Source organism: Paenibacillus glycinis, assembly GCF_009909185.1.
Lineage (GTDB): Bacteria > Bacillota > Bacilli > Paenibacillales > Paenibacillaceae > Paenibacillus_Z > Paenibacillus_Z glycinis.
Genome location: NZ_JAAAMV010000025.1, coordinates 163,279 through 188,974, shown reverse-complemented (window position 1 = coordinate 188,974; position 25,696 = coordinate 163,279). Strand labels below are relative to the sequence as shown.

General features: G+C 57.7%; 25 protein-coding genes. 18 read left to right on the top strand and 7 right to left on the bottom strand.

Annotated features, from left to right (window positions below; genetic code table 11):
• The first annotated feature begins 95 nt into the window (after positions 1-95).
• From tpx to GT019_RS25250, 7 genes are all read left to right on the top strand, one after another.
• Positions 96-614, top strand: a complete 519-nt coding sequence (tpx, locus tag GT019_RS25280) for a thiol peroxidase (protein WP_161746215.1) — start codon at positions 96-98, stop codon at positions 612-614.
• Positions 615-866: 252 nt separating this feature from the next.
• Positions 867-1,562 carry a response regulator transcription factor gene (locus GT019_RS25275; protein ID WP_161746214.1) on the top strand — a complete coding sequence of 232 codons (696 nt, stop codon included), beginning with the start codon at positions 867-869 and terminating at the stop codon, positions 1,560-1,562.
• On the top strand, positions 1,552-3,009 hold the full coding sequence (locus GT019_RS25270; RefSeq protein WP_161746213.1) for a sensor histidine kinase: 1,458 nt from the start codon (positions 1,552-1,554) through the stop codon (positions 3,007-3,009). The genes GT019_RS25275 and GT019_RS25270 overlap by 11 nt, the downstream gene beginning before the upstream one ends.
• Before the next feature lie 80 nt (positions 3,010-3,089).
• Positions 3,090-4,211: a TolB family protein gene (locus tag GT019_RS25265; RefSeq protein WP_161746212.1), complete on the top strand. Its 1,122-nt coding sequence runs from the start codon at positions 3,090-3,092 to the stop codon at positions 4,209-4,211.
• 219 nt (positions 4,212-4,430) lie between these two features.
• Positions 4,431-5,189, top strand: coding sequence for a YdcF family protein (locus GT019_RS25260; protein ID WP_161746211.1), 759 nt, complete (start codon positions 4,431-4,433; stop codon positions 5,187-5,189).
• An 83-nt stretch (positions 5,190-5,272) separates the two neighbouring features.
• Positions 5,273-5,560, top strand: coding sequence for a hypothetical protein (locus GT019_RS25255; RefSeq protein ID WP_161746210.1), 288 nt, complete (start codon positions 5,273-5,275; stop codon positions 5,558-5,560).
• Between the two features lie 411 nt (positions 5,561-5,971).
• The gene (locus tag GT019_RS25250; RefSeq protein WP_161746209.1) at positions 5,972-6,319 is read left to right on the top strand and encodes a YciI family protein; all 348 of its coding nucleotides are present in this window, start codon (positions 5,972-5,974) and stop codon (positions 6,317-6,319) included.
• 161 nt (positions 6,320-6,480) lie between these two features.
• Here the strand turns inward: GT019_RS25250 and GT019_RS25245 are convergent, their stop codons facing one another.
• Entirely contained in the window at positions 6,481-7,686 is a 1,206-nt protein-coding gene (locus tag GT019_RS25245) for an alpha/beta fold hydrolase (RefSeq protein WP_161746208.1), read from the bottom strand.
• 218 nt (positions 7,687-7,904) lie between these two features.
• Entirely contained in the window at positions 7,905-8,561 is a 657-nt protein-coding gene (locus tag GT019_RS25240) for a hypothetical protein (protein ID WP_161746207.1), read from the bottom strand.
• A gap of 239 nt (positions 8,562-8,800) precedes the next feature.
• Here GT019_RS25240 and GT019_RS25235 point away from each other — a divergent pair, with 239 nt between their 5' ends.
• The 8 genes from GT019_RS25235 (at position 8,801) to GT019_RS25200 (ending at position 18,949) form a co-directional block, all read left to right on the top strand.
• Positions 8,801-9,595 carry a TIM barrel protein gene (locus GT019_RS25235; protein ID WP_235949300.1) on the top strand — a complete coding sequence of 265 codons (795 nt, stop codon included), beginning with the start codon at positions 8,801-8,803 and terminating at the stop codon, positions 9,593-9,595.
• Between the two features lie 273 nt (positions 9,596-9,868).
• A complete protein-coding gene (locus tag GT019_RS25230) occupies positions 9,869-10,453 on the top strand; it encodes an Hcp family type VI secretion system effector (protein WP_161746205.1) in 585 nt (194 codons plus the stop codon).
• 206 nt (positions 10,454-10,659) lie between these two features.
• Positions 10,660-12,225 carry an ABC-F family ATP-binding cassette domain-containing protein gene (locus GT019_RS25225; RefSeq protein ID WP_161746204.1) on the top strand — a complete coding sequence of 522 codons (1,566 nt, stop codon included), beginning with the start codon at positions 10,660-10,662 and terminating at the stop codon, positions 12,223-12,225.
• 261 nt (positions 12,226-12,486) lie between these two features.
• Positions 12,487-13,410 carry a DMT family transporter gene (locus tag GT019_RS25220; protein ID WP_161746203.1) on the top strand — a complete coding sequence of 308 codons (924 nt, stop codon included), beginning with the start codon at positions 12,487-12,489 and terminating at the stop codon, positions 13,408-13,410.
• A gap of 261 nt (positions 13,411-13,671) precedes the next feature.
• Positions 13,672-15,459: a S9 family peptidase gene (locus GT019_RS25215; protein ID WP_161746202.1), complete on the top strand. Its 1,788-nt coding sequence runs from the start codon at positions 13,672-13,674 to the stop codon at positions 15,457-15,459.
• 211 nt (positions 15,460-15,670) lie between these two features.
• The gene (locus tag GT019_RS25210) at positions 15,671-16,309 is read left to right on the top strand and encodes a 2OG-Fe(II) oxygenase (protein ID WP_161746201.1); all 639 of its coding nucleotides are present in this window, start codon (positions 15,671-15,673) and stop codon (positions 16,307-16,309) included.
• Between the two features lie 279 nt (positions 16,310-16,588).
• The gene (locus GT019_RS25205) at positions 16,589-17,896 is read left to right on the top strand and encodes a stalk domain-containing protein (RefSeq protein WP_235949297.1); all 1,308 of its coding nucleotides are present in this window, start codon (positions 16,589-16,591) and stop codon (positions 17,894-17,896) included.
• 288 nt (positions 17,897-18,184) lie between these two features.
• Positions 18,185-18,949 (top strand): YheC/YheD family protein, encoded by a 765-nt coding sequence (locus GT019_RS25200; RefSeq protein WP_161746199.1) that lies wholly within the window; start codon positions 18,185-18,187, stop codon positions 18,947-18,949.
• Between the two features lie 94 nt (positions 18,950-19,043).
• On the opposite strand, the gene GT019_RS25195 is transcribed toward GT019_RS25200, so the two are convergent.
• Together GT019_RS25195 and GT019_RS25190 are read right to left on the bottom strand one after the other, a co-directional pair.
• The gene (locus GT019_RS25195; protein WP_161746198.1) at positions 19,044-19,358 is read right to left on the bottom strand and encodes a hypothetical protein; all 315 of its coding nucleotides are present in this window, start codon (positions 19,356-19,358) and stop codon (positions 19,044-19,046) included.
• Entirely contained in the window at positions 19,355-19,720 is a 366-nt protein-coding gene (locus GT019_RS25190; protein ID WP_161746197.1) for a DUF6864 domain-containing function, read from the bottom strand. Before GT019_RS25190 ends, GT019_RS25195 begins: the two co-directional genes overlap by 4 nt.
• A 238-nt stretch (positions 19,721-19,958) precedes the next feature.
• Here GT019_RS25190 and GT019_RS25185 point away from each other — a divergent pair, with 238 nt between their 5' ends.
• A complete protein-coding gene (locus GT019_RS25185; RefSeq protein ID WP_161746196.1) occupies positions 19,959-21,107 on the top strand; it encodes a copper amine oxidase N-terminal domain-containing protein in 1,149 nt (382 codons plus the stop codon).
• Positions 21,108-21,208: 101 nt separating this feature from the next.
• On the opposite strand, the gene GT019_RS25180 is transcribed toward GT019_RS25185, so the two are convergent.
• Positions 21,209-21,856, bottom strand: a complete 648-nt coding sequence (locus tag GT019_RS25180; protein WP_161746195.1) for a DUF4328 domain-containing protein — start codon at positions 21,854-21,856, stop codon at positions 21,209-21,211.
• Between the two features lie 18 nt (positions 21,857-21,874).
• Positions 21,875-22,672 (bottom strand): hypothetical protein, encoded by a 798-nt coding sequence (locus GT019_RS25175; RefSeq protein WP_161746194.1) that lies wholly within the window; start codon positions 22,670-22,672, stop codon positions 21,875-21,877.
• A 391-nt stretch (positions 22,673-23,063) separates the two neighbouring features.
• On the opposite strand from GT019_RS25175, the gene GT019_RS25170 reads away from it, so the two are divergent.
• Complete coding sequence (locus tag GT019_RS25170) at positions 23,064-23,342, top strand: hypothetical protein (protein WP_161746193.1); 279 nt, start codon at positions 23,064-23,066, stop codon at positions 23,340-23,342.
• A 182-nt stretch (positions 23,343-23,524) separates the two neighbouring features.
• Positions 23,525-25,480: a dihydroorotate dehydrogenase gene (locus tag GT019_RS25165; RefSeq protein ID WP_161746192.1), complete on the top strand. Its 1,956-nt coding sequence runs from the start codon at positions 23,525-23,527 to the stop codon at positions 25,478-25,480.
• On the opposite strand, the gene GT019_RS25160 is transcribed toward GT019_RS25165, so the two are convergent.
• Entirely contained in the window at positions 25,446-25,649 is a 204-nt protein-coding gene (locus GT019_RS25160) for a hypothetical protein (RefSeq protein WP_161746191.1), read from the bottom strand. The genes GT019_RS25165 and GT019_RS25160 overlap by 35 nt on opposite strands.
• Positions 25,650-25,696 lie beyond the last annotated feature (47 nt).

The window sequence follows — 25,696 nt, the reverse complement described above, 5'->3', positions numbered from 1 at the left end:
CCGAATGAAAAACAGTCTTATCCCATCCGCTTAGGCCATTATCAAGACTCTATTCTAAAATACTATTCTATCTATAATCCAAGGAGGAATTTACAATGACTCAAGAACGCGCAGGAGTTGCAACAGCGAAAGGTTACCCCGTTACTCTGGTAGGTCCGGAACTGAAAATCGGAGATCAAGCGCCGGATTTCAAGATTAATCAAGATTTACTCAAGGAAGCCAGCCTATCCGACTATGCAGGTAAGATCAAATTGATTTCGGTTGTGCCTTCCCTGGATACCCCCGTATGCGATTCGCAAACGCGACGTTTCAATGTAGAGGCAGCGAAACTTGGCGATGAGGCGATCTTTATCACCATCTCGGTCGATCTTCCTTTTGCCCAAAGCAGATTTTGTTCCACGGCCGGCATCGATCGCATGATTACGCTCACCGACTACAAACACCGCACATTCGGCGAAGCGTATGGCGTACTCATCAAAGAATTGCAATTGGACATGAGGGCAATCTTCATTCTAGACGCCAACAACACTGTTCAGTATGTGGAATATCTCAAGGAAATGACGGATCATCCGGATTATGAGGCCGCTCTGAACGCGCTTCGCGAATTAATCTGATTCGTTTCCCAGGTGGATTAGCTGCGCGGGGAATCCAATTGTGACCGGAGACCGAGCTTAGGTGTATGTATATTATGATGAACGGAGTACATCGCCCATGTGGCCGATGTACTTCTTTGCGTTGTACTCCGGGCATCGAAATCAACATAGACCTAACAAGCAACGATGCTCGGCAAGCCGGCATTTTGGTTCCACTCCAAAATACCCTTATAATAAAAGCACCAATAACGACATGGGGCAGGGGTGAATGCCATGCAGGCAAAGATCATGGTCATCGAAGACGAGAAAGCGATCGCGGACGCGATCGCCTATGCCCTGAAGCGCGAAGGCTACGCGGTGGAGGTCATCGATCGCGGAGACCTCGCCGCGCAGCGTCTTGGCGAGACGCGTCCGGACGCCATCATTCTCGACGTGATGCTGCCCGGCATGGACGGCTACGACGTGCTGAAGAAGCTGCAGGACAAAGGCAGCATGGGCGTCATCATGCTGACGGCCAAGGAAGACATCGTGAATAAGGTGCTCGGGCTGGAGCTCGGGGCCGACGACTATATAACGAAGCCCTTCGACATGCGGGAGTTGCTCGCGCGGCTCAAGTCCTTGCTTCGACGGATACAGACTGCCGGCGAGAAGAAGGAGCCGAAGGAGCTTCAGCTCGGCGGCGTGAAGGTGCATGTCGCGCGCAGGACGGTGATGGCGGGCGAACGCAAGCTGGAGCTGACGCCCAAGGAATTCGATCTGCTCGCGCTGCTGGCAGCCAATCCGGACCGGGTGTACGAGCGGGAGCAATTGCTGGACCTGGTGTGGGGGATGGATTATTTCGGCGGGACGCGCACGGTAGACATTCATGTGCAGCGGCTGCGCAAGAAGCTGGGACCCGACTACGGCGACATGATCCAAACCGTCCACGGCATCGGCTACAGGGCGTCCGGAGGACACGGTGAGAGTTAGCATCAAGCTGAAGTTCAGCTTGTTCCTCGTCTTGCTTCTGCTGCTCACGGTATTCGTGCTGAGCCTGCTGGTCCTGCAGGGCATCGAGCGGAATCAGCGGGCGCAGGCGGAGCGGCTCCTCGCCCAGCAAGCCGACACGGCGAACGTTTATCTCAGACAATCCATCCTGGAGCAGTCCAATAAAGTGCCCCAGAACTTCCTGGAAACCGAAGGCGCGGCGTTCGCCAAGCAACTGGAGCAGATCAGCGGCCAGCCCGTCGTCCTGTACGATGGGAGCGGCGCCGCTATCGGGAAGAGGAACGCGGCTCCTCCATCCGCCGGCATCAAGCAGACGCTGGCGTATGCGCTGGACAACAAGACCGCCTATCTGGTAGAAGGGGCGTCCATGTATTATTTAACCCCGCTGCGCATCGAGGGCAAGCAGGTCGGCGTCGTCCAGTTCGATTATTCGCTCCAAGATCATCAGGCATTCTACGACGAGATCAAGCGATTGTTCATCTATATCGGAGCGGGCGTGTTCGTGCTCAGCTTTCTGTTGGGGTATTGGTTCTTCAACTCCTTCGCCCGCAGCATCATTAAGCTGAACGTTACGGTCGGCCGTATCCGGGAGGGACAGTTTGCGGTGCCTCACATGAAGCGGAGGGACGAGATCGGGGAGCTCGGCGCGGGCATTGCCGCCATGAGCGAACGCCTCATGGCCACGATGCGCGACAAGGACGAGGAGCGGGAGAAGCTGGCGCTGGCGGTGCGCAAGCTATCGGAGCTGGACCGGCAGCAGAAGGAATTCATCGGCAATGTCACGCATGAGTTCAAGACGCCGCTCACGTCGGTTAAAGCCTATCTCGATCTGCTCGACATGTATCCGGATGACGAGGAGCTGCTGGCCACGGCCAAGACCCATATCGCCGGAGAGACGCAGCGCCTCTACGAGATGGTGGAGAAGGTGCTGCAGTTGTCCGCGATGGAGAAGTACGATTTCGAGTATAACAAGGAACGGCTCGAGGTACGGGCGACGATCGAGGCGGCGCTGGACTGCCTGAAGGGGAAAGCGGAGAAGTTCGGCCTCGCGCTGGAAACGGATTTGCACGAAGCCTATATCGAAGCCGACAAGGATTACATGAATATCGTGCTTGCGAACCTGCTGGACAACGCCATCAAATACAACAAGGCGGACGGCCGCATCCGCGTCAGCAACTTCGTCCGCGGCAACGAGGTCGTCATCGACATAGCCGACACGGGGATCGGCATTCCGGGAGAGGTCGCGGATCAAATATTCGACGCGTTCTACACGGTGGATAAGAACAGATCCAGGGCGTACGGCGGCGCCGGACTGGGGCTGTCGTTGGCAAAGCGGTACACCGAGACGCAGGGAGGCAGCATCTCCCTCGTGAAATCGGACGGCAGCGGCACGACGTTCCGACTCGCGTTCCCTTGTCAATCTCGATAAGATTGTTTACAACTTGGAAACAATCCTTCGTTCATTCGAAATATGCAATCGGTATTGTAAGCATCAAGGAGGCGATCGCATTGAACAAAACAAAATTAGCCATCATGGCATGCGTACCCGCATTGCTGCTTGCCCTCACCGCTTGCAGCGAAAATAACGGAGGGAACCGCCAGGTCATTCACGAGCCGGGGAAAACCATCACGGTGATCGATAACGAAGGCAAGACGCCGACGGCCGGTCCGGCCATCACGGTTGGCGGCATCAAGACGTACGAGAAGATGGAGATCTTCGACTGGCTGGACGAGGATACGGCCATTGTGTCCAAGGAGAACGATTCCTTGGCGAAGATGAAGCTGGAGGAGCTGTCGGATTCCTATCCGCGCAGCCTGTACCGATTCAATCTGAAGACGGGGGAGCTCGTGCCGTTGAAGGAACAGGAGAACGTGTTCTTGGGGGGCGCCAGCTTGTCGCCGGACAAAAAGTCTCTGCTCTACCAGGCGTATGCGCTCGGCGATCCCGCATATTATGTGTTGAATCTGGAAACGCTGAAGTCGTTCGGCCTGGCGGGCGATCCCATCGGAGGAGCCATGAGCGCAGCATGGGCGGATGACGGCACCATCGTCGGGGCTTCGTATGCCGGCGGTGCTTACACGGCAACCGCGACAGGCGATATCGCCGCGCTGGAGGAATTGAACGAAGGCGCGCTGATTATCGTAGCCAAGCTCGGCAGCAGCATCTACTACAACTCCAATGCGGATGAAACGCTGAAGGTGCTCGACCTGAATACCAAGAAAACCAAGGATATGGGGCTTGGTTCGGTGGGCAGCGTTATTCCTTCGCCTGACGGCAAGCAGCTGCTGGTGAAGCAATACGACGGCTCCAAAGCGAAGCTCGTGCTGTGCGATCTGGACGGCGGGAACGCGAAGACGATCGCGGAAGGCGCGGAGCTTGGCGGCATCTCTTGGTCGGCGGATCAGCGGCTGATCGCGTACAGCATGCAAGCGGAAGTAAACGGCGCGGCGGTCAAAGGCATGTACGTCTATGATCTGTTGTCCGGCGAAGCGACCCGTATCGCAGCCGACGTCGAGAATGCCGCGCACTCCTCGTGGAGCGCTTCGGGCGACAAGCTGTCCTACTCGGTATGGAACGGCAGCGGCTACGACAGCACCGTCGTCGAGATTCAGACTTCGTTGCAGCCCTAAACTAATAACGGCATTAAGCATATCTGCATCGTCAGGGCTTCTAATCCGAGCCCGGCGATGTTTTTTTATGCGCGGCCAGATGCTGCTGATATATGATATAAGGGATAGTAGGAAGAAATAGACGTCCGGCCTGCGGAGGCCTATGCTCGGCGGGGTTGTTTACTATATTAAATGCGTTCGTAGCAGGTTAAGGCCAGCGGACAAAGGGAAGTGATCCTCTTGATTTACGTGATTAAATTTCTATACAGCTTCGTGCTGCCTCCGGGCTTATTCATCGTCTTGTTGGCGGCGGCCGGCGTATGGCTGTGGATCAAGCGCAACAAAGCGCCGGCGATCGGGGCGTTTGCGTTCGCCTTGGTCCTCTATTTGTGCAGCATCAGCGCGATCAGCGACGGTCTCATGCGCAGCCTCGAGAACAGCTATGCGCCGCCGAGCAAGGCGGACGGCGACGTCATCGTCGTGCTGGGCGGCGGGGCGACCGTCGATACGCCGGATATCGACGGCGTCGGCAACCTCTACGGAATGGCCGGGAACCGGCTGTTGACCGCCGCGAGGCTGTACCAGCAGACGGGACTGCCTATCCTGTTCTCGGGAGGCAAAGTGTTTGCCGATAGCGGCAACGAAGCGGAGATTGCCAAGCGGCAGCTGATCGGCCTGAAGGTGCCGGCGGATCGGATCCTGGTCGAAAACCGTTCCCTGAATACCGCGCAGAACGCCGCGTTCACGGGGGAGCTGCTGGCGCGCCGGCATTTGACGAGACCGATTCTCGTGACGTCCGCTTTTCATATGAAGCGGTCGGTGATGGACTTTCGGGAAGCGGGGATCGCCGTCGTTCCTTATCCGGACGACTATAGGGTAAGCCGGCGCGCGAGCTACGCGTTGAACAAATGGAGCCCCTCCTCTGCCGCGATGGATAGCCTCAGCGCGTGCTTGAGAGAATACTTGGGGATCGCGGCGTCCGCATTGTTTCATAGGTAAAGGTATATTTCGGCATTCGCGTCATACAATGGGGATGGAAACATAAGCTTTCATCCTGAGGAAACCGACTGGAGGTGATACGCATGCCGAAAGTGGTGGATATTAACTTGGATGCCGCGGAAATGGTGCTGACGCTGGAGAAGGAAAAGGCGCCAAGGAGAATCGAGTACAGCAGGCTGGACCGTTTGAAGAAGGAAGAATCCTCCGTCAGGAAGCTGTTATGGACCGTCAACGTGAAGAGCATCGAGCTGCACATCAGAGGGATCGACGACCCGGTCGTCATCGCAAGCAACAACGTCGGAGACTACGAGAACGTCGAGAGTCATTTGCTGAAGGTCGCGGAGAAGTACGGCGTATCGGTTGAGGACTAGCGGTCGTTCGTTCGTGAGGGTCGTCGGAATGGCCGGATTCGTAATGCGGGGAATAGATTGCGGCAGCGGACGGGAACGAACCGGGAGCCTTCCGGCACCAAGGGAAATGTCCAATACGAGCACAGCGCGGCAATCGCTGTGTTCTTTTTTATGGCCGCAAATCGGTATGGCGTCGCCGGCTTGAAATAAAGGAGGCATCTAGGCGCTGATCGAATGTATGAGTACGAGCTTAGCGTACAAGGGGAGGGCCGTATCATCGTTGAATCGGAAACGCAAACCTTCTAAGAAGGCGATGTGCTCCTAGTTATGCGATACAAAAAAAATTTGACCGCCATGTAGAAATCCGCCTTCCGAAATCGACATACGTATGTACGTCCAATAAACGCGCAATCGACGAGAGGAGCTTGAAGCATGCAGTACACGCTGATGTTATTCGAAAGCACGGAGGATTTCGCCGCTCGCAAGGACCCGGACAAACAGCAGGACTATATGGCAGCTTGGTCGCATTATGTGCATGCCTTGCGCGAATCCGGGGTGGTGGTCGGCGGGTTCGGCCTGCATGCGCCGGAGACGGCCGCGACCGTGAAGCGAAGCGAAGGAACGATGCTTGTGCAGGATGGGCCCGTTAGCGAGACGAAGGAGCAGCTTGGTGGGTTCTTCGTCATCGACGTACCGGATCTGGATGCCGCGCTGGCGTGGGCGGCCCGGGCTCCCGTGAACGCAGTTGAAGTGAGACAGAATCTCCCGGCCATGAAGTAGTCCTGGGATGAATACGGATCCTGTCGGCGGGTAACGTTGGTCACTCTGCTGGCCGGATCAGCTCGCAATCGCGTAAGCTGGATAGCAGTGCTGAACGTAGAAATACATCGCCGGCGAATTTGCCTAGGCGGTGTATTTTTGCTTTCGTTTAAGGGGGGTTGTTATTTTCGGGATCGGTTCATCTTCGCTGCGCCCGGCGGCGGATCGCCAAGCCAGCGCATGAATGCGGCGACATGCCGCGACCACAGCTCCGGCTGCGCCATCGTCAAGTGCCCCCGCGATATCGGAGATCCGGGCTGCACGAAGAACCGGCCGTTCTTGACCTTGGGGACAAGGCGTTCGAGGACGCGGAGCTCTTCGGGATTGAACGCGTCGTCCGAGAAATTGAGCGCGAACAGCTTCGTTTTGATGGACGAGAGGCCAGGTTCGGGATTGTAGTCGGCAGACGATTTCAACGAATACAGCATATCGTTGGCATCGATCAGGGCTGCTTGCTTGCGGGTCTCCGCGAGAAATTCGTCCGCCGCGGCGCCGTCCGGCAAGGTCTCTTGCAGATGGGCGACGCCGTCGATCATCATCCGCAGCACCGCATAGCTCTGCAGCCAGCCGCGCGGCGGCTTCGTATAGTTTCCGCCCATCCATTCCGGGTCGGAACGGATCGCGTCGGTCACGATATGCCGCCATAAGAGATTGCGGCCCGATACTTGGATCGGGAACGACACGACCGGCATGACCCCGTCCATGGCGTCGGGATAAGCTTCGGCCCACTGCCAAGCGTTCATGCCGCCCATCGACATGCCGAGGATGGCATGGAGCCGCTTGATGCCTAAGGTTTCAGTGACGAGCTTATGCTGCAGGTCGACCAGGTCGCCGTAGCCGTAGTTGGGAAAGCCGGCTCTGAGGCCATCGCTCGGCTTGCTCGATTGTCCGTGTCCGACGTTGTCGACGAAGATCAGATAGTAACGCCGGGCATCGAGCGGTTTTCCGGGATCATACAGCGCCTTCCGGAAGTTCGGAGCGAGCAGAGCCCTGCTGTCGGCGCCGGTCCAGTGCAGAACGAGCACGGCATTATCGATGTCGCCATGGGCGTTGCGGTGCGGCGTTCCCATAGTTGCGTAATGGATGCGCAGGCGTTCGAGCGTCTCGCCGCTGCGGAACGTGTAATTGTCAAACCAAGCATCCCCTTGCACGGCGTCGACGGCGGCTTGTCCATGCCGAGACGTTGTCGATCCAATGAATGCAAGCGTGGGATTTAATCGTGCAGGTTGCGGGACTGGATGAGCGGAAGCTTGTCCGGGGAGCGCGGCTGCGAGCAGCAGCGTGCCGCAAAGCACGCCGTATAGGATCGCCGAGCGTCGAATGGCCATGATGATAACCTCCAAGTTGCCGAATGAGTTCGCGCGGCGCGCAGCTTAACCCGAGGCGGCCATCGCTTCAGCTATATTGCCCAGTAGAGGAAGTTATAACCGTGGCGTCAAGACAAGCGGACCCAGCGGGCGAATACGGAGCAGGGCGGAGAACCGCCGCTGCTCCGTATTTGATTATGCCGTCGCATCCGCCTAGGCGCTTGGAATGGTTAGCGCTATTAAAAGCCGCACTGTATGATGCAGACCGTCTGCGCGGTGAGACAGATCGGCGCGCATAAGGCGGCGAAGATGCCGCAAGCGGCGCGGCAAGCGTTGCCGATCCGAACGCAATTATCTCTGCAACCGGGATCGGGCGCCGCGGCTCTGCGTCTGCTCTTCGGAATCAGCTTCTTGATCTCGCGCGCGAGCTTCGCGAACAGCCGCTTAAGGGCAAGCTCGAGCGAACGGTCGATGCTGACCTTCAAGGTCGAGCCGTCTTTGAAGCGGACTTTGGTCGAATCCGAGCACGAGCCGCCATTCTTGCAGCCGCAGCCGCAGCCGAATTTGATAGGCACGATCGCTTTCTTGTTAATGAATCCCCTGGCGGAGAGCTTGCCGTTCTTGTCGCGGAGCAGGATGTTGGCGCTGGAGGCGCCCTTCACTTGTTTGCCGAAGGATGCGGTAAGTCTGCTGCTGGTGCGCGTCAGCGATACGATCTTGATCGTGGCGAGGTTGCACGCGTTTTGCGTGATGTTCAAGATGAAGTCGGAGACGCCGCGGCTGGGGTTCGCGACCAACTCGACGTTCGCGCTCAAGATGCCTTCTTGCTTGGATCGTATGCTCGCGGTCGCGAAAAGGGCGGTCGTTCCGTTGACTGTGCGTAACAGGCCGGGCACGGCTATCACTCCCTATATTGGAATAGTGTGTGAGCTTCCACAAGATATTCGCAACCGATAGGCTTGGCGTGGGTGAGTAACTAGATGGAAGCGGTATATTTGACCGCATTCAGGCCACCCGTGAAGCCCGCGGCAAGTCATCCCCGTTCGCGAAAAGAAAACAGGAGCCGCGGCGGACGATAATCTTCTATTTACATGGCTGCGGTAACATGGGAAACGGAGGTGGCCAAGTGAACTATATGCGTTTAAAGGGAAATTTGGAGCAGAAGAACGTGGACAACCGGCTGTCGTACGACCCGGATATCATGGAATTCTATTTGAGCGAGCAAGACCTTGAGTCCCCCGATCTCATTCGGGACCGCATCCGTCAGCTTCATCGGCGCGGCGTCAAACCGTATTTGCATCATCCGCCGCGGTACCGGGGCGAGTATTTGGACATCTTGAGCGGCAACCCGGATGTGCGTCGCTATTACCATGAATCCTCCGAGCTGCTTGCGCGCATCTGCAGAGAAGAACGCGCCGCGTGCGTCATACATGCCCACTACGCCCGGACGGACAGCTGCACGGATATTACACGGGAACGCACCATTCTGCTGCGCGAAGAAATTCGTGCCGTCGCGGCTTACGCGCGGGAGGTCTTCGTATGGGAGGATTCGACCGAAGGGCTGTTCTCTTACGGCAATCCTTACCTCATCGAGGAATTGATCGTGCCGCTCGAGCTTCCGCTCAACGTCGACGTGAGTCACGCGTTTATCGCGTGCGGCGGGGATAACGGTCGGCTTCGGGACGTGCTCGAACGTACGCAAGCTTACGCCCGTTATTATCATCTGGTCGACAGCATGGGGATCGAACACGACTCGCTGCCGCTCGGCCAGGGGAGAATCGACTGGCGCATGGTGAAGCCGCTCGTGCAAGGCAAGGATTTCATCTTCGAGATCGCGCTGGCCGGGGACCATTCCGACTGCACGCCGATGGTGGACAGCGCGCATTATTTTGCCCAAGTGGAAGCGGAGGATCGGATCGCAGCGAAGTAGGCGGAGAATCGCCAGCGGGTTATGCATTCGGACATGGCAAGCACCCCCTTTGAGCTCCGTCGAGCTTCCGAAGGGGGTTTTTGCCGTTGGCGGGACCGAACGACGGTCGTGCCGCCTCGCGGAGTTCGAACCGGTGCAAGCGCGGCAGAACTTCATTTACAGCAGGCGCTGCTTTCCGATATAATACGTTCTGTATCGAGATCGAAAATGTTTGCATCGAATTGTATCGCGAAACGGTTAGTTACATCCGAACGTAAACGTGGGGGGATTATGATGATTCATTCGTTCGCACGCAAGTTCAAGAAAGTCGCCGCGCTCCTGATCGTCTGCGCGATCGCGCTGGCAGCCGGGTTAACGGGAGGCTCGGAGGCGACGGCAGAGCCGCAATTCTCGGCGCAAACCGTGTATCTGCAGCTGGACGGCATCTCCGGAGAGTCCATAACCAGAGGCTACGAGAAGTGGATTTCGGTGGAAGACGTGGCATTCAATATCGTTTCCGTGGGGACGGCATCCTCATCCGCCGCTTCGCCGTCCGGGAAGACGATGTTCGAAGATATCAAATTCGCGAAGAGAACGGACGCTGCTTCGCTCGGCATGATGTCCGCGGCCATCACCGGCAAGCATCTCAAGACGGCGAAGTTCGCGTTCACGAACGAGGCGACCAAGGGAGCGCCATTGACGATCGAGCTGACCGACGTCACGGTGAAATCCTATTCCTTCGCGGACGGCGTCGAATCGTATTCCCTCGGGTACGGCACCATTCTGTACAGCTACAGCCAGACGAGCAAGGACGGCACGCTGCTCCCTCCGCTCCAATTCGGATGGGATCTCCGAAAAGGAACGAAAATCGCCGGTTAGGCCGACCGGCAGCATGTGCAGTTCCGTACGGAGCACGGAGCATGGCGAGCTTATCGCCATGCTCCGTTTTTGCATCCGCGCCGGGAAAAGCCTCCAGGCACATCGCCAGTCTCAATCCGCGCTTTTTATGATACAATGAAACGGGCAAATCCCGCGGTTGGCGGGACTTCACTACGGTACATTCATGAATGGAGATAAAGAAACCAATGAGCTTGCTGACGGTTGAGCAGTTATCGCATACGTTTGGCGATCGGGTGTTGTTTCGCAATGTGTCCTTCCGCTTGCTGGACGGCGAGCATGTCGGGCTGGTCGGCGCGAACGGTACGGGCAAATCCACGCTGATGAACATTTTGACGGGGAAGCTGTTGAAGGACGAAGGCAAGGTGGAGTGGACGCCCCGCGTTCGTTACGGCTATCTGGACCAGCACACGAAGCTGGAAGCGGGCAAAACCATCCGCGACGTCCTGAAGGACGCGTTCTTGCCGCTGCTCGTCCTTGAAGAAGAGCTCAACGAGATCGCGGCGCAAATGGGCGATGCCGATCCGGATGCGCTGGAGCAGCTGTTGGTGCGCATGGGCGAGATCCAAGAGGAACTGGAGATCGGCGATTTCTATCTCATCGACGTGAAGGTCGACGAGATGGCCAACGGGCTCGGCCTCAATGCGATCGGCCTTGACCGCGACGTCACGGCGCTGAGCGGCGGACAGCGGACGAAGGTGCTGCTCGCCAAGCTGCTGCTCGAGAAGCCGGGCGTCTTGCTGCTGGATGAGCCGACCAACTATTTGGACGAAGACCATATTAACTGGCTGACGAATTATTTGAAGAATTATCCGTACGCCTTCGTGCTGATCTCGCATGAAACGGGCTTCATGAACCAGGTCGTCAACGTGATCTACCATCTGGAGTTCACGAAGCTGACGCGGTACTCGGCCAATTACGAGAAGTTTCTGGAGATGTCCGAGCTGAACAAGGCGCAGCACATCGACGCCTACGAGAAGCAAAAGGAGTATATCAAGAAGCAGGAAGAGTTCATTCAGAAGAACAAGGCGCGCGCGTCCACCTCCGGACGCGCGAAGAGCCGCGAGAAGCAGCTCGACCGCATCGACCGCATCGACAAGCCGGAGGAAGCGGCCAAGCCGACCTTTAACTTCAAAGAGTCCAGGTCGAGCGGCAAGACCGTATTCGAAACGGAGGGCATGGTCATCGGCTACACGAGGCCGCTGCTGCCCAAGATGAACATGATTATCGAGCGCGGCGACAAAATTGCCATCGTGGGCTGCAACGGCGTCGGCAAATCCACGCTCCTGAAGACGATTCTCGGCGTGATTCCTCCGCTCGAGGGCCAGACGTACCTCGGCGACTATTTATCGCCCGCGTACTTCGAGCAGGAAGCCAAGGCGCCGACGATGACGCCGCTGGAGGACGTATGGGATGCGTTCTCCTCGATGAACCAGCACGAGGTACGGGCGGCGCTTGCCCGCTGCGGGCTGAAGAACGAGCATATCACGCGTCCGCTCAACCAGCTCAGCGGCGGCGAGCAGGCGAAGGTTCGGCTGTGCAAGCTGATGATGCAGGAAAGCAACTGGATTCTGTTCGATGAGCCGACGAACCATCTGGATATCGTCGCCAAGGCCGAATTGAAGCGCGCGCTCCAGGCTTACAAGGGCACCGTCGTGCTCGTCTCGCACGAGCCGGAGTTCTACGAGGATTGGGTCACCAAGACGTGGGACGTCGAAGCGTGGTCCATGAAAGCGGAACAGAGCCAGCGGTAATCGTACCGAATGCGGATCAATGGATAACAAGGGCCGGGAGCCTCCTCGAAGGAGATGCCCGGCCTTTGCCCGTTACTCGACGAACAAATTCAGCCAACGCTTGCGGGCGCAAGAGATTCCGCGCGAATCGACCGGTCCGCGAATGCCGCCCAGATGCGGCCGGCCGGCCAACTGGCTGAAAATCCCTTGTATCAAGGTGCAGGCTTTTTTGTTAAGGTTAGGGGGTATTTCGATCAGAACGACCGGGAGAGACGACGTCATATGCATAGACACCAACAATTGAAATCCAACATGTTCCTGCTCATTACCGCATGCATCTGGGGGTTCGCGTTCGTCGCGCAGCGGCAGGGGATGGCGCACACCGGCCCCTTTACCTTCAACGCGGTGCGATTCGCGCTCGGCGCGTTATCCTTGATTCCGCTCATTCTCTGGCTGGACAAGCGATCCGGACAATCGCGGGCGGCAATCCGGGCGTCCGTCAAAGGCTCGGCCGTTGCAGGGTTCCTGGCAGGGCTGATCCTGTTCTGCGGGTCGTCCCTGCAGCAGATCGGACTGATCTACACGACGGCCGGGAAGGCCGCGTTCGTCACGGGGCTGTACATCGTCATCGTGCCGTTCCTGGGCTTGTTCCTGAAGCATCGCCTTCATCTGAACGGCGCCGCAGGCGCGGTCGTGGCGGTGGTCGGGCTGTATCTGCTGTGCGTGAAAAGCGATCTGACGCTGGGCAAGGGCGACGTGTTCGAGCTTGTCGGGGCGTTCTTCTGGTCGGCGCATATCCTGATCATCGACAAATTCTCCCGTACGGCGGACGTGATCAAGCTGTCGTTTTTTCAGGTCGTCACGTGTTCGGCGCTCAGCTTCATCGTGGCGGCGGCAACGGAGAAGATCGACGTGACCGGCTTGTCGCAGGCGGCGATTCCGATTCTGTACGGCGGGCTGTGCTCGGTCGGGATCGCCTACACGCTGCAGGTCATCGGCCAGAAGCATGCGCATCCGACGCAGGCGGCGATCATCATGAGCATGGAGACGGTATTCGCGGTGATCGGCGGATATTGGATCCTGCACGAAGTGCTGGGCGCGCGGGGCGTCATCGGCTGCCTGTTCATGCTTGCGGGCATGATCGTGCCGCAGCTCCCGCAGATCGGAATCCGGCGGAGTGCCGCCAAGCAGGACGGAAGCCTGTAACATCGTTTTGTCATCTGTCCGGCATGGGCGACGCGCGGCGTCAATAATTTTGAAAAAGTTACCCCTTTGGACGTGCGACGAGGCTCCGGAGGGGTATCTTGCTATTCGCGGACCGGCGGACAACCGTTGTTCTCTTTCAAACGGGGCCAAGTCCCGAGCCATGCAGGTTCCTTTCGACTTTCCAAGCCGGATCACTTATCATAGTAGGCAAGAGAAGTTCTGTCGAGAGAGAACAACATTCATGTATGGGAGGCGGCAGGAATGATTCAATTTCCGAAACCGGATGTGGAGCAGTTTTTCCAAACGTACGTCATTCGCGATTTTACGGTATCTAAGGATGAGAAAAGGCTGATCTTCAGCAGTAATTTGAACGGTCAGCCGAATCTATGGGCGATGAATCTGCCGGATACGTATCCCTATCCGCTGACGTACAACAACCAGAATGCGAACGCGATCGAGGTCGATCCGCAAGGACGCTTCATTCTCGCCGGCTTCGACCGGGACGGGGACGAGAACTATCATATCTATGCCCTGCCGGCGGAAGGCGGGCATCCGCTTCCGTTGATCGAAGGAACGCCGCAGGAGAAATTTTACGCGATTCATTTGACGCCAGACGGAGAGCGCCTGTATTACGTGACTTCGCGGGAGAATCCGAGCTTTCTGAACGCGCGCGTGTTCGATTTGTCGACCGGCGCGGACAAGCTGCTGCGCGAAGGCAGCGAACAGCCGACGTTTCTGGAGGCGGTCAGCCCGGAGGAAAACCGGTTCGTCGTGCTGAAGACGTTCGCCAATACGCATCAGCTGGCCGTCGTCATGGCGGAGGGGGAAGAGTCGGTCGTATCCCCGAACCCGGAGGCGGTGCAGGTCAGCCACAATTTTATTTTCACGGACAACGACACGCTGGTGTACGTCACCGACGTGGACAGCGAATTCGCCTACGTGATGCAATACAGTCTTGCGAGCCGCGCGTATTCGGTGGTGTGCCAATTCGGCGACGAGGCGGTCTCCGCGATCAAATGGCATAAGGCTTCCGGCCAGCTGTACATCTGGACGGAACGGGGCACGGAGCATCGGATGTACGCGAAGCCGCTTGCGGGCGGGGAAGCCGTTCCGGTTACGCTGCCGGTAGACGTCGTGGAGAAGGCGGTCGTCGCCGAATCCGGTACGGTATACGTGCTGGGACGCGGCGCCGTGCAGCCGTTTAACATCTACAGCTATGCGGGCGGGGAATGGAAGCGGCTGACGCAGAATCGGGTAATCGGCCTGTCCGAAGAGGATCTGGTCGATCCGGACGTGATCCGGTATTCGTCCTTTGACGGTTTGGAGATCGAAGCGCTGCTCTTCCGGGCGAAAGCCGAGACGGCGAACGGGTATACGATCTTCTGGCCGCACGGCGGACCGCAGGCGGCGGAGGGGAAGTTCTTCCGGGCGATGTTCCAGTTCATGCTCGCCTACGGGTACAACATCTTCGCGCCGAATTTCCGGGGCAGCACCGGCTACGGCTCCGAATTCGTCAAGATGGTCGAAGGCGACTGGGGCGAAGGGCCGCGGCTCGACTGCCTGGCGGGCATGGATTGGTTGTTCGATCAGGGTATCTCGAGCCGCGACAAGCTGTTCGTCGTCGGCGGCAGCTACGGCGGCTACATGACGCTGCTTCTGGCCGGCCGGCATCCCGATTACTTCCGGGCGGCGGTCGATATCTTCGGGCCGAGCAATTTATTTACGTTCATCGACTCCGTGCCGGAAGACTGGAAGCCGCTCATGGAGCGCTGGCTTGGCCATCCGGAGCGGGACAAGGAGCGCCTGACGAAGGATTCGCCGATTACGTATTTGAAGCAGATGGTCAAGCCGATGCTGGTGATCCAGGGCGCCAACGACCCGCGGGTCGTGAAGGCCGAATCGGACCAAATCGTAGCCGCGCTGCAGGCGCAGGGGACGGACGTCGAGTATTTGGTGCTGGAGGACGAAGGACACGGCTTCTCCAAACGAAGCAATGAAATCGCCGTGTACCGGCGAATGCTGGAATTTTTGAACAAACATCGGGCTTAGGGCGAGTCGGATGGCAATGAACCTGCAGCGCGTCGGAGGTTTGACCTTCGCGCGCTGTTTTTTGTTGCGCGGCTGCGACTGCGGCGAGGGATAGAAGGGCTCGTATTCTTAGGAAATGGAAGGAATTTCTGTTTCCTTGAAGAATTAGTAAAACGACTGACCTAATGTTGATTCGCTTCTTCCTCAACATTCCGGAACGGAGGATGTTACGATGAGCATTAAAGAGCAGGCGATTTTACGGGCGGGCGGAAACCGAATCCGCACGGCGGACCGCGAGATATCGATCATCGGCCGAATCGAGGAACCGCTTATTCTAATCCTGGCCAACGTCTTAAGCGGTACGGAGTGCGAGGCGCTGATCGACTTCGCGCAGGACAGGATGCAGCGGGCGAAGATCGGCAATTCCCACGTCGTCAGCGACATTCGGACAAGCAGCGGCATGTTCGTCGAGGAAAGCGAGAACGCGCTGATCCAAACCGTCGAAGCCCGCGTCTCCGAGCTGATGCATATCCCGGTCTCCCATGCCGAACCGCTGCAAATCCTGCATTATCAAGCCGGTGAGCAGTATCGGCCGCATGTGGACTATTTCTCGTCGGAGAACGTCGTCAACAATCGCATCAGCACGCTGGTGATGTATTTGAACGACGTGGAGGAAGGCGGCGAAACGTATTTTCCCTCGCTTCAGTTCACGGTCATGCCGAGAAAAGGCAGCGCCGTTTATTTCGAGTATTTCTATAACGATCCCCGGTTCAACGAGCTTACGCTGCATGCGGGAAACCCCGTCGCCGCCGGGGAGAAATGGGTCGCGACCCAGTGGATGCGCAGGCAGCGCTATCGCGATGACCGCTAGAAGGCTGGAATGCTTCGTATTCCCATCATGAAGCAATCGAACCCTCAGCACTGGAGATACACATGAAAACAAGGGCCGGGGCAACACCGATTACACGGTGGCTGCCCCGGCCCTTGGCTCGTCAATGAAGCATGTTGGTTTCGATCATTACTGAGTTTGTATGGCGATTTATGTCAATTTTTGTTCGGAATTGTATGTTATAGTAGTGGAGTCGATAGATTCAGAGTTGGCTATCCAACTACAAATGCCTACAAAGTGAGGGAAAGCAACGTGTTGAAAATGAAAAGACGGCAATTATCCATCGCGGTTGTGCTTGGAATGACCTTGTTAGCGGTTCCTGTCGCGCAAGCGGCTCCGGTCGCCCAGACGTCGGAAATCTCAATTATCGTAAATGGATATGTGGTCCCGAATGATGTCGAACCTGTTATCATCAATGGAACCACGCTTGTGCCTATGAAGGTCGTCGAGGACGCGCTTGGCGTGTCTCTCAACTGGAACAGTTCTACACAAACGTTGACTGTGGTTAATGGAGAAACTTCGGGGACGCTGAGTATCGGTAACACAACTGCCAGTATTACAATTGGCGGGGTTGAAAAGAAGGTCACGCTCGATCAACCTGCCACGATTATACAGAACCGGGTTATGGCGCCGGTACGTTTTTTCGCCGACTTATTTAATGCCAAAGTGATTTGGAATTCCGCCAAGAAAACGATCTCCATTGATACCCAGACATCCGTTCTGCAGGGTGCAAAAGGTGAAAAAGGCGACAAGGGTGACAAGGGGGATAAAGGCGACAAGGGCGATACGGGAGCGACCGGGGCGACGGGAATGCAAGGTCCGGCGGGATCGTCAGGTTCAGGTTCGACAGGACCGAAGGGCGACAAAGGCGATAAGGGCGATCCGGGAGTACAAGGTACCGCAGGAGAAAAAGGAGAAAAGGGCGGTACGGGGGAGCGAGGTCCAGAGGGATCACAAGGCAATGTAGGGCCGAAAGGCGACAAAGGCGATCCGGGTGTTGCGGGGGCACCAGGCACTGTGGGGCCAAAAGGTGACAAAGGCGACAAAGGCGACAAAGGCGATCCAGGAGTGCAAGGCGATCCGGGTGCTACGGGAGTAACAGGTGCTACAGGCCCGCAAGGCCCTACAGGCCCACAAGGGAACCCAGGCCCTGCGGGTGAGATAGCTGAATATGCTTATATCTATAACCTTTCTGCTGAAGTCGTTCCGATAGGAGCTGATGTCTTTTTTGATACGAATGGCATTCTTACATCTGGCTTTATTCACGCTCCTTCAACCTCGACGATTACGGTTGCAAACTCGGGCATTTACGAGATCACATTTTCCGTGTCAGGCGTGGAACCGAGTCAATTTGGCTTGTCCGTCAATGGTGCGGTAGTGCCGGGAACCATATATGGCTCCGGTGCCGGCACGCAAATAACCAGTGGACAAGCCATTGTTACGCTGACAGCCGGTGATGTTGTTACGCTGCGAAATAATGCGTCGGCTGTTGCGGTAACGCTGCAGACATTAGCCGGAGGAACGCAAACAAACGTAAATGCTTCGATATTGATTAAAAAATTAGGTTGAGGCAAGCTATAACGTTTTCGAAAACAGAGCAACCGAGGCATGAACTCGATTGCTCTGTTTTTTATAATCGAATATTGCGTGCGGCCGGCTAGGGAGCCCGGTCGCGCTTTTTGACGAACGCCTTCTGCAATCACTTGATTAATTCAGCGAGCATCCGCAATAACGCCAGCCCTGAACAAGTTCCCCCTAATAAACTCCTCCGGTTCCAGTACGACCATGATATCTGCCGTGTCCGTTCCCGCAGGGGAGAAGTACTCTATTCCGAGAGGCGCGAAGGAGAGGAACAGCATGCGTAGAAAAGGCAGCGGCAGCATGTCGGTCAAGAGCAAATGGACGAAGACCAAGTGGTTGCGGGCGGACCGCGCATTGAGACGGTTCGTTCCCGAGACAAGACGGTTCAGCCGTTCGTCGCTGAGGGCGATGACCGGACGCTATAGAACGGTGTACTTCAAACCGACGGACGGAACGGGCGGCAGCGGGATCGCGCGCGTCGTTCGGTTGTCTCCGCGGAGGTTCAGCGTCAAGAAAGACATGCGCACCTTCCAGGTGTCCTCCGCCGGTTCCCTGTATGGCCGACTGAAGGGCATCGCCCGCGGGCGGAGCTACTTGCTGCAGAAGGGCATTGCCCTGCGGACGTCAGGCGGACGGCCCTTCGACGTGCGCATGACGATGCAGCGGTCCGGCGGAAAATGGGTGCCCTCCGCGTTGTTCGTCAAGCTGGGCAAGCGGAACAAAGTCGTCACGAACTATCACCAAGGCGGCAAGCTGGCGTTGATCGAGCCGACGCTGCGGCGGTCGGGCTGCAGCCCGGTCCAGATCAACCGGTACAAACGGCGCCTGAAGACGCTGGGCCGCCAGACGGCGCGCTGCTTCGACCGCCACAGCACCCGGTTCAAGGAGCTTGGCCTGGACGTGGCGCTCGATCGCCAGGGCCGGCTGTGGATTCTGGAAGTGAACACGCGGCCGAATTTCAATGCGCTCAAGTCGCTTGGCGACAAGCGGCTGCACCGGACCGTGATGCGGTACGGCAGACAGTACGGGCGAACGAGATGATCGCCGGAGTCGCGGCATTCGAGAAACGAGTTCGGGCATGGAGGGCGACTAGCCAAGGCGGCCGCGCCTCTGCCCGCGGCGCTCTTCGGCTGCTTCAGCTTCCGGCGTCCTTGGACCGCGACCCGATCAAGTAGCCGATGATCGTCGACTCGACGGGGAGCACGAAGAGCGTCCACATTTCCTTCAGGCCGAAGTCGGCCGAGCGGTACCGATCGGGCATGAGCGTATAGACGAGGGCGATCAGCAAGATACCGAGCGCGATCGTGCCGACGATATACAGGCGCACGTTCTCGCCCGAGCCGAAGAATTTGCCGAGGAAGCCGAGCTCCGCTTTGCGCTTGTCGCTCTCGGCGTTCGCCGCGATGATCTTGCTGGCTACCTTCGGGTCCTGAATCTCGATCTTGTTCATTGCTGCGCGACCCCCTCGCCCGAGAAAAAGGTGAACGTCAGCGCCCAAGACGTCGCGTCGGAATTGATCGTCACCTCGTAGCGCAGCGAGAGCTTGCGGTTGTGCAGGACGCCGAGGTGGATCATGTCCTGGTTGCCGGTCGGCTTCCCGCGCGGAAAGTTGACGCACGCGATCCTGACCTCGTTGTAGCGGACAAGCCGGATGTCCGTCGTGAATTCGTCCCGCTCGGGATCGCGCTCGATGCAGAATACGAAGGTGAGCGGGTCGTTTTCTTCCGACAAGACAATCTCGATGGGGTTCATCCCATAGGCGAACACGCGGCCGTAATACACCGCCTCGAATCCGCCGGACGTAATTTTCATCTTCATCCCTCCCGAACGAGCTTCCTTCTATAGTGTACGAGCGCGGTTAGGGGTTCATGTCTATAAACGGGCGTCGCGGGTCGGGAGTTGGAGCGGGTGTGGGTGAGCGGCTGTGAGCGAACGGCTCGAATACTGTCGAGTCGCGCACGGGAAATATACATATTTTTGTAGAAGAACGAGATTTAATAGGATATAATCCCCTTGTAAATCATTATCTATTTTGGAAGAGGGATGAATCTTGAATCTATTTAGGACTAAATTATCAGCGCTGCTCCTCCTGTTGTGTTTGTCCATATTCACGATGCAGGCAGCGGCGTTTGCCGAAGAAGGGGAAGATTCCGGCACGGCAACGGTAACGGTAACGGATCTCTCCGTTAAAGTATCCAAGGTCAAGCTTAACGTCGGGCAGACCAGCGATTTTTCGATCCGGATCCAATATGCCGACGGCACCGTATCCTCCGATCTCGATAGCGCCCGCATCTGGATCGACAAGCCGTATATGCTTAAATTTCTGGATAACGACGATATTAAAGCGACGGCCGTAGGAGAAGCCACGATCAACGTCGAAGCCGGCGGTAAAACGCGGTCCGTGAAGATCAGCGCCAGCGCAGCCGAGCCCGTGGCAGGGGCAAAGGTGATCAAGGGCGTGACGTACCTGCCGCTGACGCCGGTCATTTACGCTTTGGGCGGAACGGTAAGCTACGATGCTCCGACGAAAAATTACGGCATTCAAATCGGAAAGACGAAAATCGCCATCGCAAGAGGAACCGCAAAAGCGAAAATAGACGGCAAAGCCTTCGTCATGAAAGGCGCCCCGATCGTGGACAAGGGGCAGACGTTCTTCACGGCCGACGTTCTCGTGAAAGCGTTGGGAGCCGGGCTGCAATGGGATGCCGCGAATTATCGGATGATTCTCTCGCTGGGCGCCGCGAGGCTGATCGTCAATGCCGAGAAGCCGAAGCCGGCCAATACGACCGGCATGTACGAGGTTGCCGCGACCGGAGACATGGCCGGGTGGAAGATCCTGAAGGGACATCCGTACGAGAAGTCGATCCGCATCTATTTCAAATACGATGGCCGCTATCTCTCGGTCCAGACCGAAGATATCCGCACGGTCAACTTGAATCAGAAGGTGACCTGGACCGACGAGGCCGGCAGGAAGCATGTCAACACCGTCGGCGAGATCTATGACATCTTCAGCTTCAGCAATGCGTATACGTCCGACTGGCTGTATGCGAGATTCGGCAATTTATATGCCGATTGGCTCGCTTCGTCATCCATCAATGCGGATCAGCTCGTGGAGGAGTACCTCACGGCGACGGGTCAGATGGAGGCGCCGCAGTACTATACGACGTTGACGCCCGATACGGAGGTCGTGACCGAATAGTCGGCCTGACCGATTCCGTTCATATATCGTCAAGAGCCGGCAAGCTCCTCGTTTGAGGCGCTTGCCGGCTCTTTTTGATCAAGACAGAGTTATAAGCGGGGTTAGCTTTTCAAGACGAACGGAGGTTCCTGGATTAGCTTGGGCGTCAATTCCGTCGCGGGTTCGTCCGCGATTCTCTCTTGAACGCCGATTAAGCCTTTGGATACCAGCAGGCAGAGCGCGAGGAACAAGCTATACGTCACGAATGTAATTAAGCTTGACGCGAACAATATCGAACCGGGGATTTCATCGGCATTGGCCACGAAACGGCCCAACACATTCGAGGCCGACATGATGATGACCAGCGGCACGGCTAAGCCCTGGATCCATTGGCCGGTCTTTCGCAGGGCGGCCGTCCGTTGATAATGACTTCCGATCAGCCGGAAGGTCGAGGGCTGGCCGTAAAGGTTGTAGACCGGAATCAGCATGCATGCCAGCGCGCTCCCCGGCGTGCGCGGGTATTGCAGATAGAGCCGGTTCAAGTCCATATGCACGCGGTAGATCCAAATTAAATAAACCACGATGATGATAATATACAGCACGGCCGATACGGAATCGACGAAACCGTATACGGCGACGAGACGTTCTCTGAACAGCTCCTCGTCCATCATATAGACCGTGGAGAAGACAAGATCGGCAGCGGCCAGCGCGACGAGCGCGGCCAGAAGAATTTTGAGGACAAACGTCATGAGTTCGGATTTCAAGGGCAAGCAGGTTCACGCTCCGGTTTAGGTATAGGGTAGTTGTTTCAAGCAGGCAATGGCTTCTTCCAAGGAAGCCACCGGCACGACATGAAGGTGCAACCGCAGCTCGTCGGCGGTTTGCAGCGCTTCTTCCTCGTTGCTGGGCCCGAAGTACATAAAGGTTTCTTTATCTTTCGGCACGAAAAAAATATCCGCCCCCGCAGCTTCGGCCGTTTGCAGTTTCTCGCGAATGGCGCCGACCGAACCGACCGAGTGGTCCTCTTCCAGCGTGCCCGTGCCGGCAATCGTAAGCTGGCCGCCTCGGGAGAAATCTTCGCGGCGCTCTTCCTCGTACAGGCCGATGCCGAGCATGAGGCCGATCGAATTTCCGTAGTATTGCGCGGTTTCGTCGATCAACGCGTTCAATTTGGTTGCCGTTTCTTCCTCGGTGCCGGTCTGGTCCGTGATGGCCGCCGCCGAATCGATCGCATGCCGGATCGTGTCGTTTTTCATGTCCTGCTCGATGTCCAGCATGTCGTCGAAGTCGTCCCCCGCGGAGGCATCCACGCGCGTGAAATGCGCGTCCGGATAGGATCGGCTTACCGTGAGTTTCTCGTACCGGTTGCGCGTCACGCCTTCGCGCACGTAGACGAAGCGGACGCTGCCGTGCACGCCGATCTCCTGGACGGGAACGATCTCGCCGGGGGCCGTGAAGCTGTTGTACTGAGGGAGATAACCGTAGAACCCGATCGATAAAGGGAGCAGGAGCAGCAGGACGGCAACGATCCATTTGCGGGCTGGATGGTTTCTCGGTTTGGCGGGGGGAAGCGGTAGTTGTTCCAAGATCATCGCCTCCGTTTGCTGAAATTCAACAAGGTTTGACTTCATTTTGGTTCTCTTTCGCCGATCCGGGCCGATTTTCCTGCAATAGGCGGAATTGGGATAGGAAAATGGATGGATTCCGGCGATTTTTGCATAGGCGGTCAGGCCAATACAGCTTATCATTTTCGAGCGGACGTCTGAATCCTATTTACCATAAATTAATATTTGTCCCGAAAGCGAACATGACCGTATCCTGCCAATCCGATTCGCACCCCGGCAAGAAAGCCCATAACCGCTGCGCCGGTTTCTCCGGGGACAGAAGCTTGCTTTGGAAGCTGCCCGGATACCCCGCCGCGCTTAAGCGCAAGTCTGGTATAATGGAAAGCAAAACGACAATCGGGGGGATTCGTCCATGTTCGGCAACAAAAATGCGCCGTCGAAAGAGCCGGCGGCCGCGTCGGAACGGGTTGTCCCGGTATTTACCGTGCACTCGCTGCCTCGGGCCTACGAAGCGCTGTGCGTGGTCTATGCAGGCAAAGTAAGCAATAATTCGCCGCTTAACGTGCTGCAGCAGCTCGGCCGCGCGGGCGGGGCGGTTCCGGAGTGCGACGCGGTCATCGGCATGATGATCACGCCCGGTTTCGCGGCCGGGGCCGTGAACGTGTACGGCACGGCGATCCGCTATCTGTAAATGCAAGATGCAAGCCGAATCAGAACCGGGCATGCCGCCCGGTTCTGATTCGGCGTTTGGGGGTTCTTTCCATTAGGTAGCCTTGCAGGAATAGACCCCGTTCCCCTTAAAACTTGTCGACGAGGCGCATGCGTAGCTGGTATTATTTGGGTAATGCAGATGCGAAGGCGGTGGAGTCCGGCATGCCCGACTGGTCTTATCAAACGATTTTCCGCCCGGGCTTGTTCCGTTTGCCTGCCAGACGGGCCCGGGGATTGACGCTTCGCGCAATGCGGAACGTCAGCCTGCTTCCCGGCGGCACCTTGTTAATCAAGACGCTGGGTCATATGGATCCGGCTCCTATCCTCGCGAGCCGCTTGTCCGGAACGACGCTGCCGACGCCGGTCGGCCTGTCGGGCGCGGTGGATCCCGAAGGCATCGCCGCGCGCGCGATCGCCCAGCTCGGCTTCGGCTTCGTGGAAGTGGGTCCGATTACGCCGGACCCGATCACGGACGCGTCGCCGATTCGGATGGATCGGCGCGAGGAGACGATCGTCTACCCCAGCGCCTACGAGAACGTCGGCGCGGAAGCGGCCCTGCGCCGCATACGCAACCCCGGTCACCGGCTGCCGCAGCTCGCGCGCATTGCCCCGATGCCGGAAACGAACCCGGAGCAGGCAATCGACGAGCTGCGCTCGCTCGTGGACCGATTCATGAACGAGAGCCGGGTGTCGGCCCTTATCATAGAGGCGGCAGCGCAAGGAAGAAGCCGGGATGAGAACGAACGCATCCTCCGCCAGATCGCCTCCTGTATCCGGGAACAGCCTGCGAGCGAGACGGCGATACTGCTGTACATCCCCCTGGAGCTCCCGGAGACGCAGTTAGCCGCGCTGGTCGGCGCAGCCGATCCGGAGACGTGGAGCGGCTTCTTCATAGGCGATTATACCAACGGTCCGGCAGGCGCGACAGTAGGCCGTACCGGGAAGGCAGCCTCCGTCGCGAAGCTAAGCGCTATCCGAGCGCAAGCCGCAGGAACACCCCTCCTATTCGCTTCCGCGGGCGTCCACGAGCCTGCGGATGCGCTGGATCTGATCGAAGCCGGCGCCGACTATGTACTGCTGCACAGCGGGTTCGTCTACTCCGGTCCGGGACTGCCGAAGCGGGTCAACGAAGCCATCATTCACCGCAAGCTGGCGCAGGCGGAGCTACCGGCCGGCCAGTCATTTTGGCGAAATTGGGGCTGGATGTGCCTGCTCGGGATCGGCATGATCATCGGGGGCATCATCGCATGGTTCATCGCGTCGACCTCGGTGCTCCTTCCCTACGACGAAGCCTTTCTCCGCATGACATGGGATGAAGTAAACGCGATCGACCCGCATCTGCTGCATTTCATGTCGCATGACCGGATCACGCTGGCCGGCACGATGCTGTCGATCGGCATTCTGTACTGCCAATTGGCGAAGCATGGCCTTCGATACGGCGTGCACTGGGCGCGGGTCGCCCTGCTGGCTTCGGGCGCGGCCGGGTTTCCGAGCTTTTTCCTCTACCTCGGCTACGGCTTCTTCGATCCCGTGCATGCCGCGGCGGCCATCGTGCTTTTTCCGATGTTTCTGCTGGCCATGCGGCGCAATCCCGACCGTCTCAACCGGGACCCGGTCAACCTGCGCAACAGCTTGGCCTGGCGACGGGCGCTTTGGGGCCAGTTGTGCTTCGTCGTTGTCGGCGCCGCGCTGTGCGTGGGCGGCATCGTGATCGCTTCCGTCGGCGTCACGAACGTCTTCGTGCCCGAGGATATCCGCTACCTGGGCATGGCACGGGAAAGCCTGGATCTCGCGAACCCGCGGCTCATTCCGCTGATCGCCCATGACCGTGCCGGATTCGGCGGCGCGCTGTTCTCGGACGCCGTCATGATTCTGATTTTCGCGTTATGGGGGCTGCGGCAGGGCGCCAAATGGATGTGGTGGACGCTCCTCTGGGGCGGCGCGCCCGGGTTCGTCGCCGGATTAAGCGTGCATTTCATGATCGGCTATACCGATTTCGTTCATCTGCTGCCTGCTTATTTCGTGTTTGCGCTATATATAGCAGGGCTTGCGCTGCTCTATCCGTATCTCATGCGAAGCGAGATCAACGGGGCCGTTTCTTCAACGTCCGGCGGATGAGCAGGGGACCGACCATGCTGCCGGTCATGGCGGCGAGTACCGAGTGAAGCGGGAGCAAGAGCATATAGTACAGCACCGTCCCGCCGACGATATCGATCACGACGAATTTCTTGATTTCCGAAAACGGTACGACCACGACCACGACCACGAATTCCTGCTTGCTCCCCATACCTTTAGCCCCCCGCCTTTGTCGCGAACCCTACTTGAAGAGTTTAT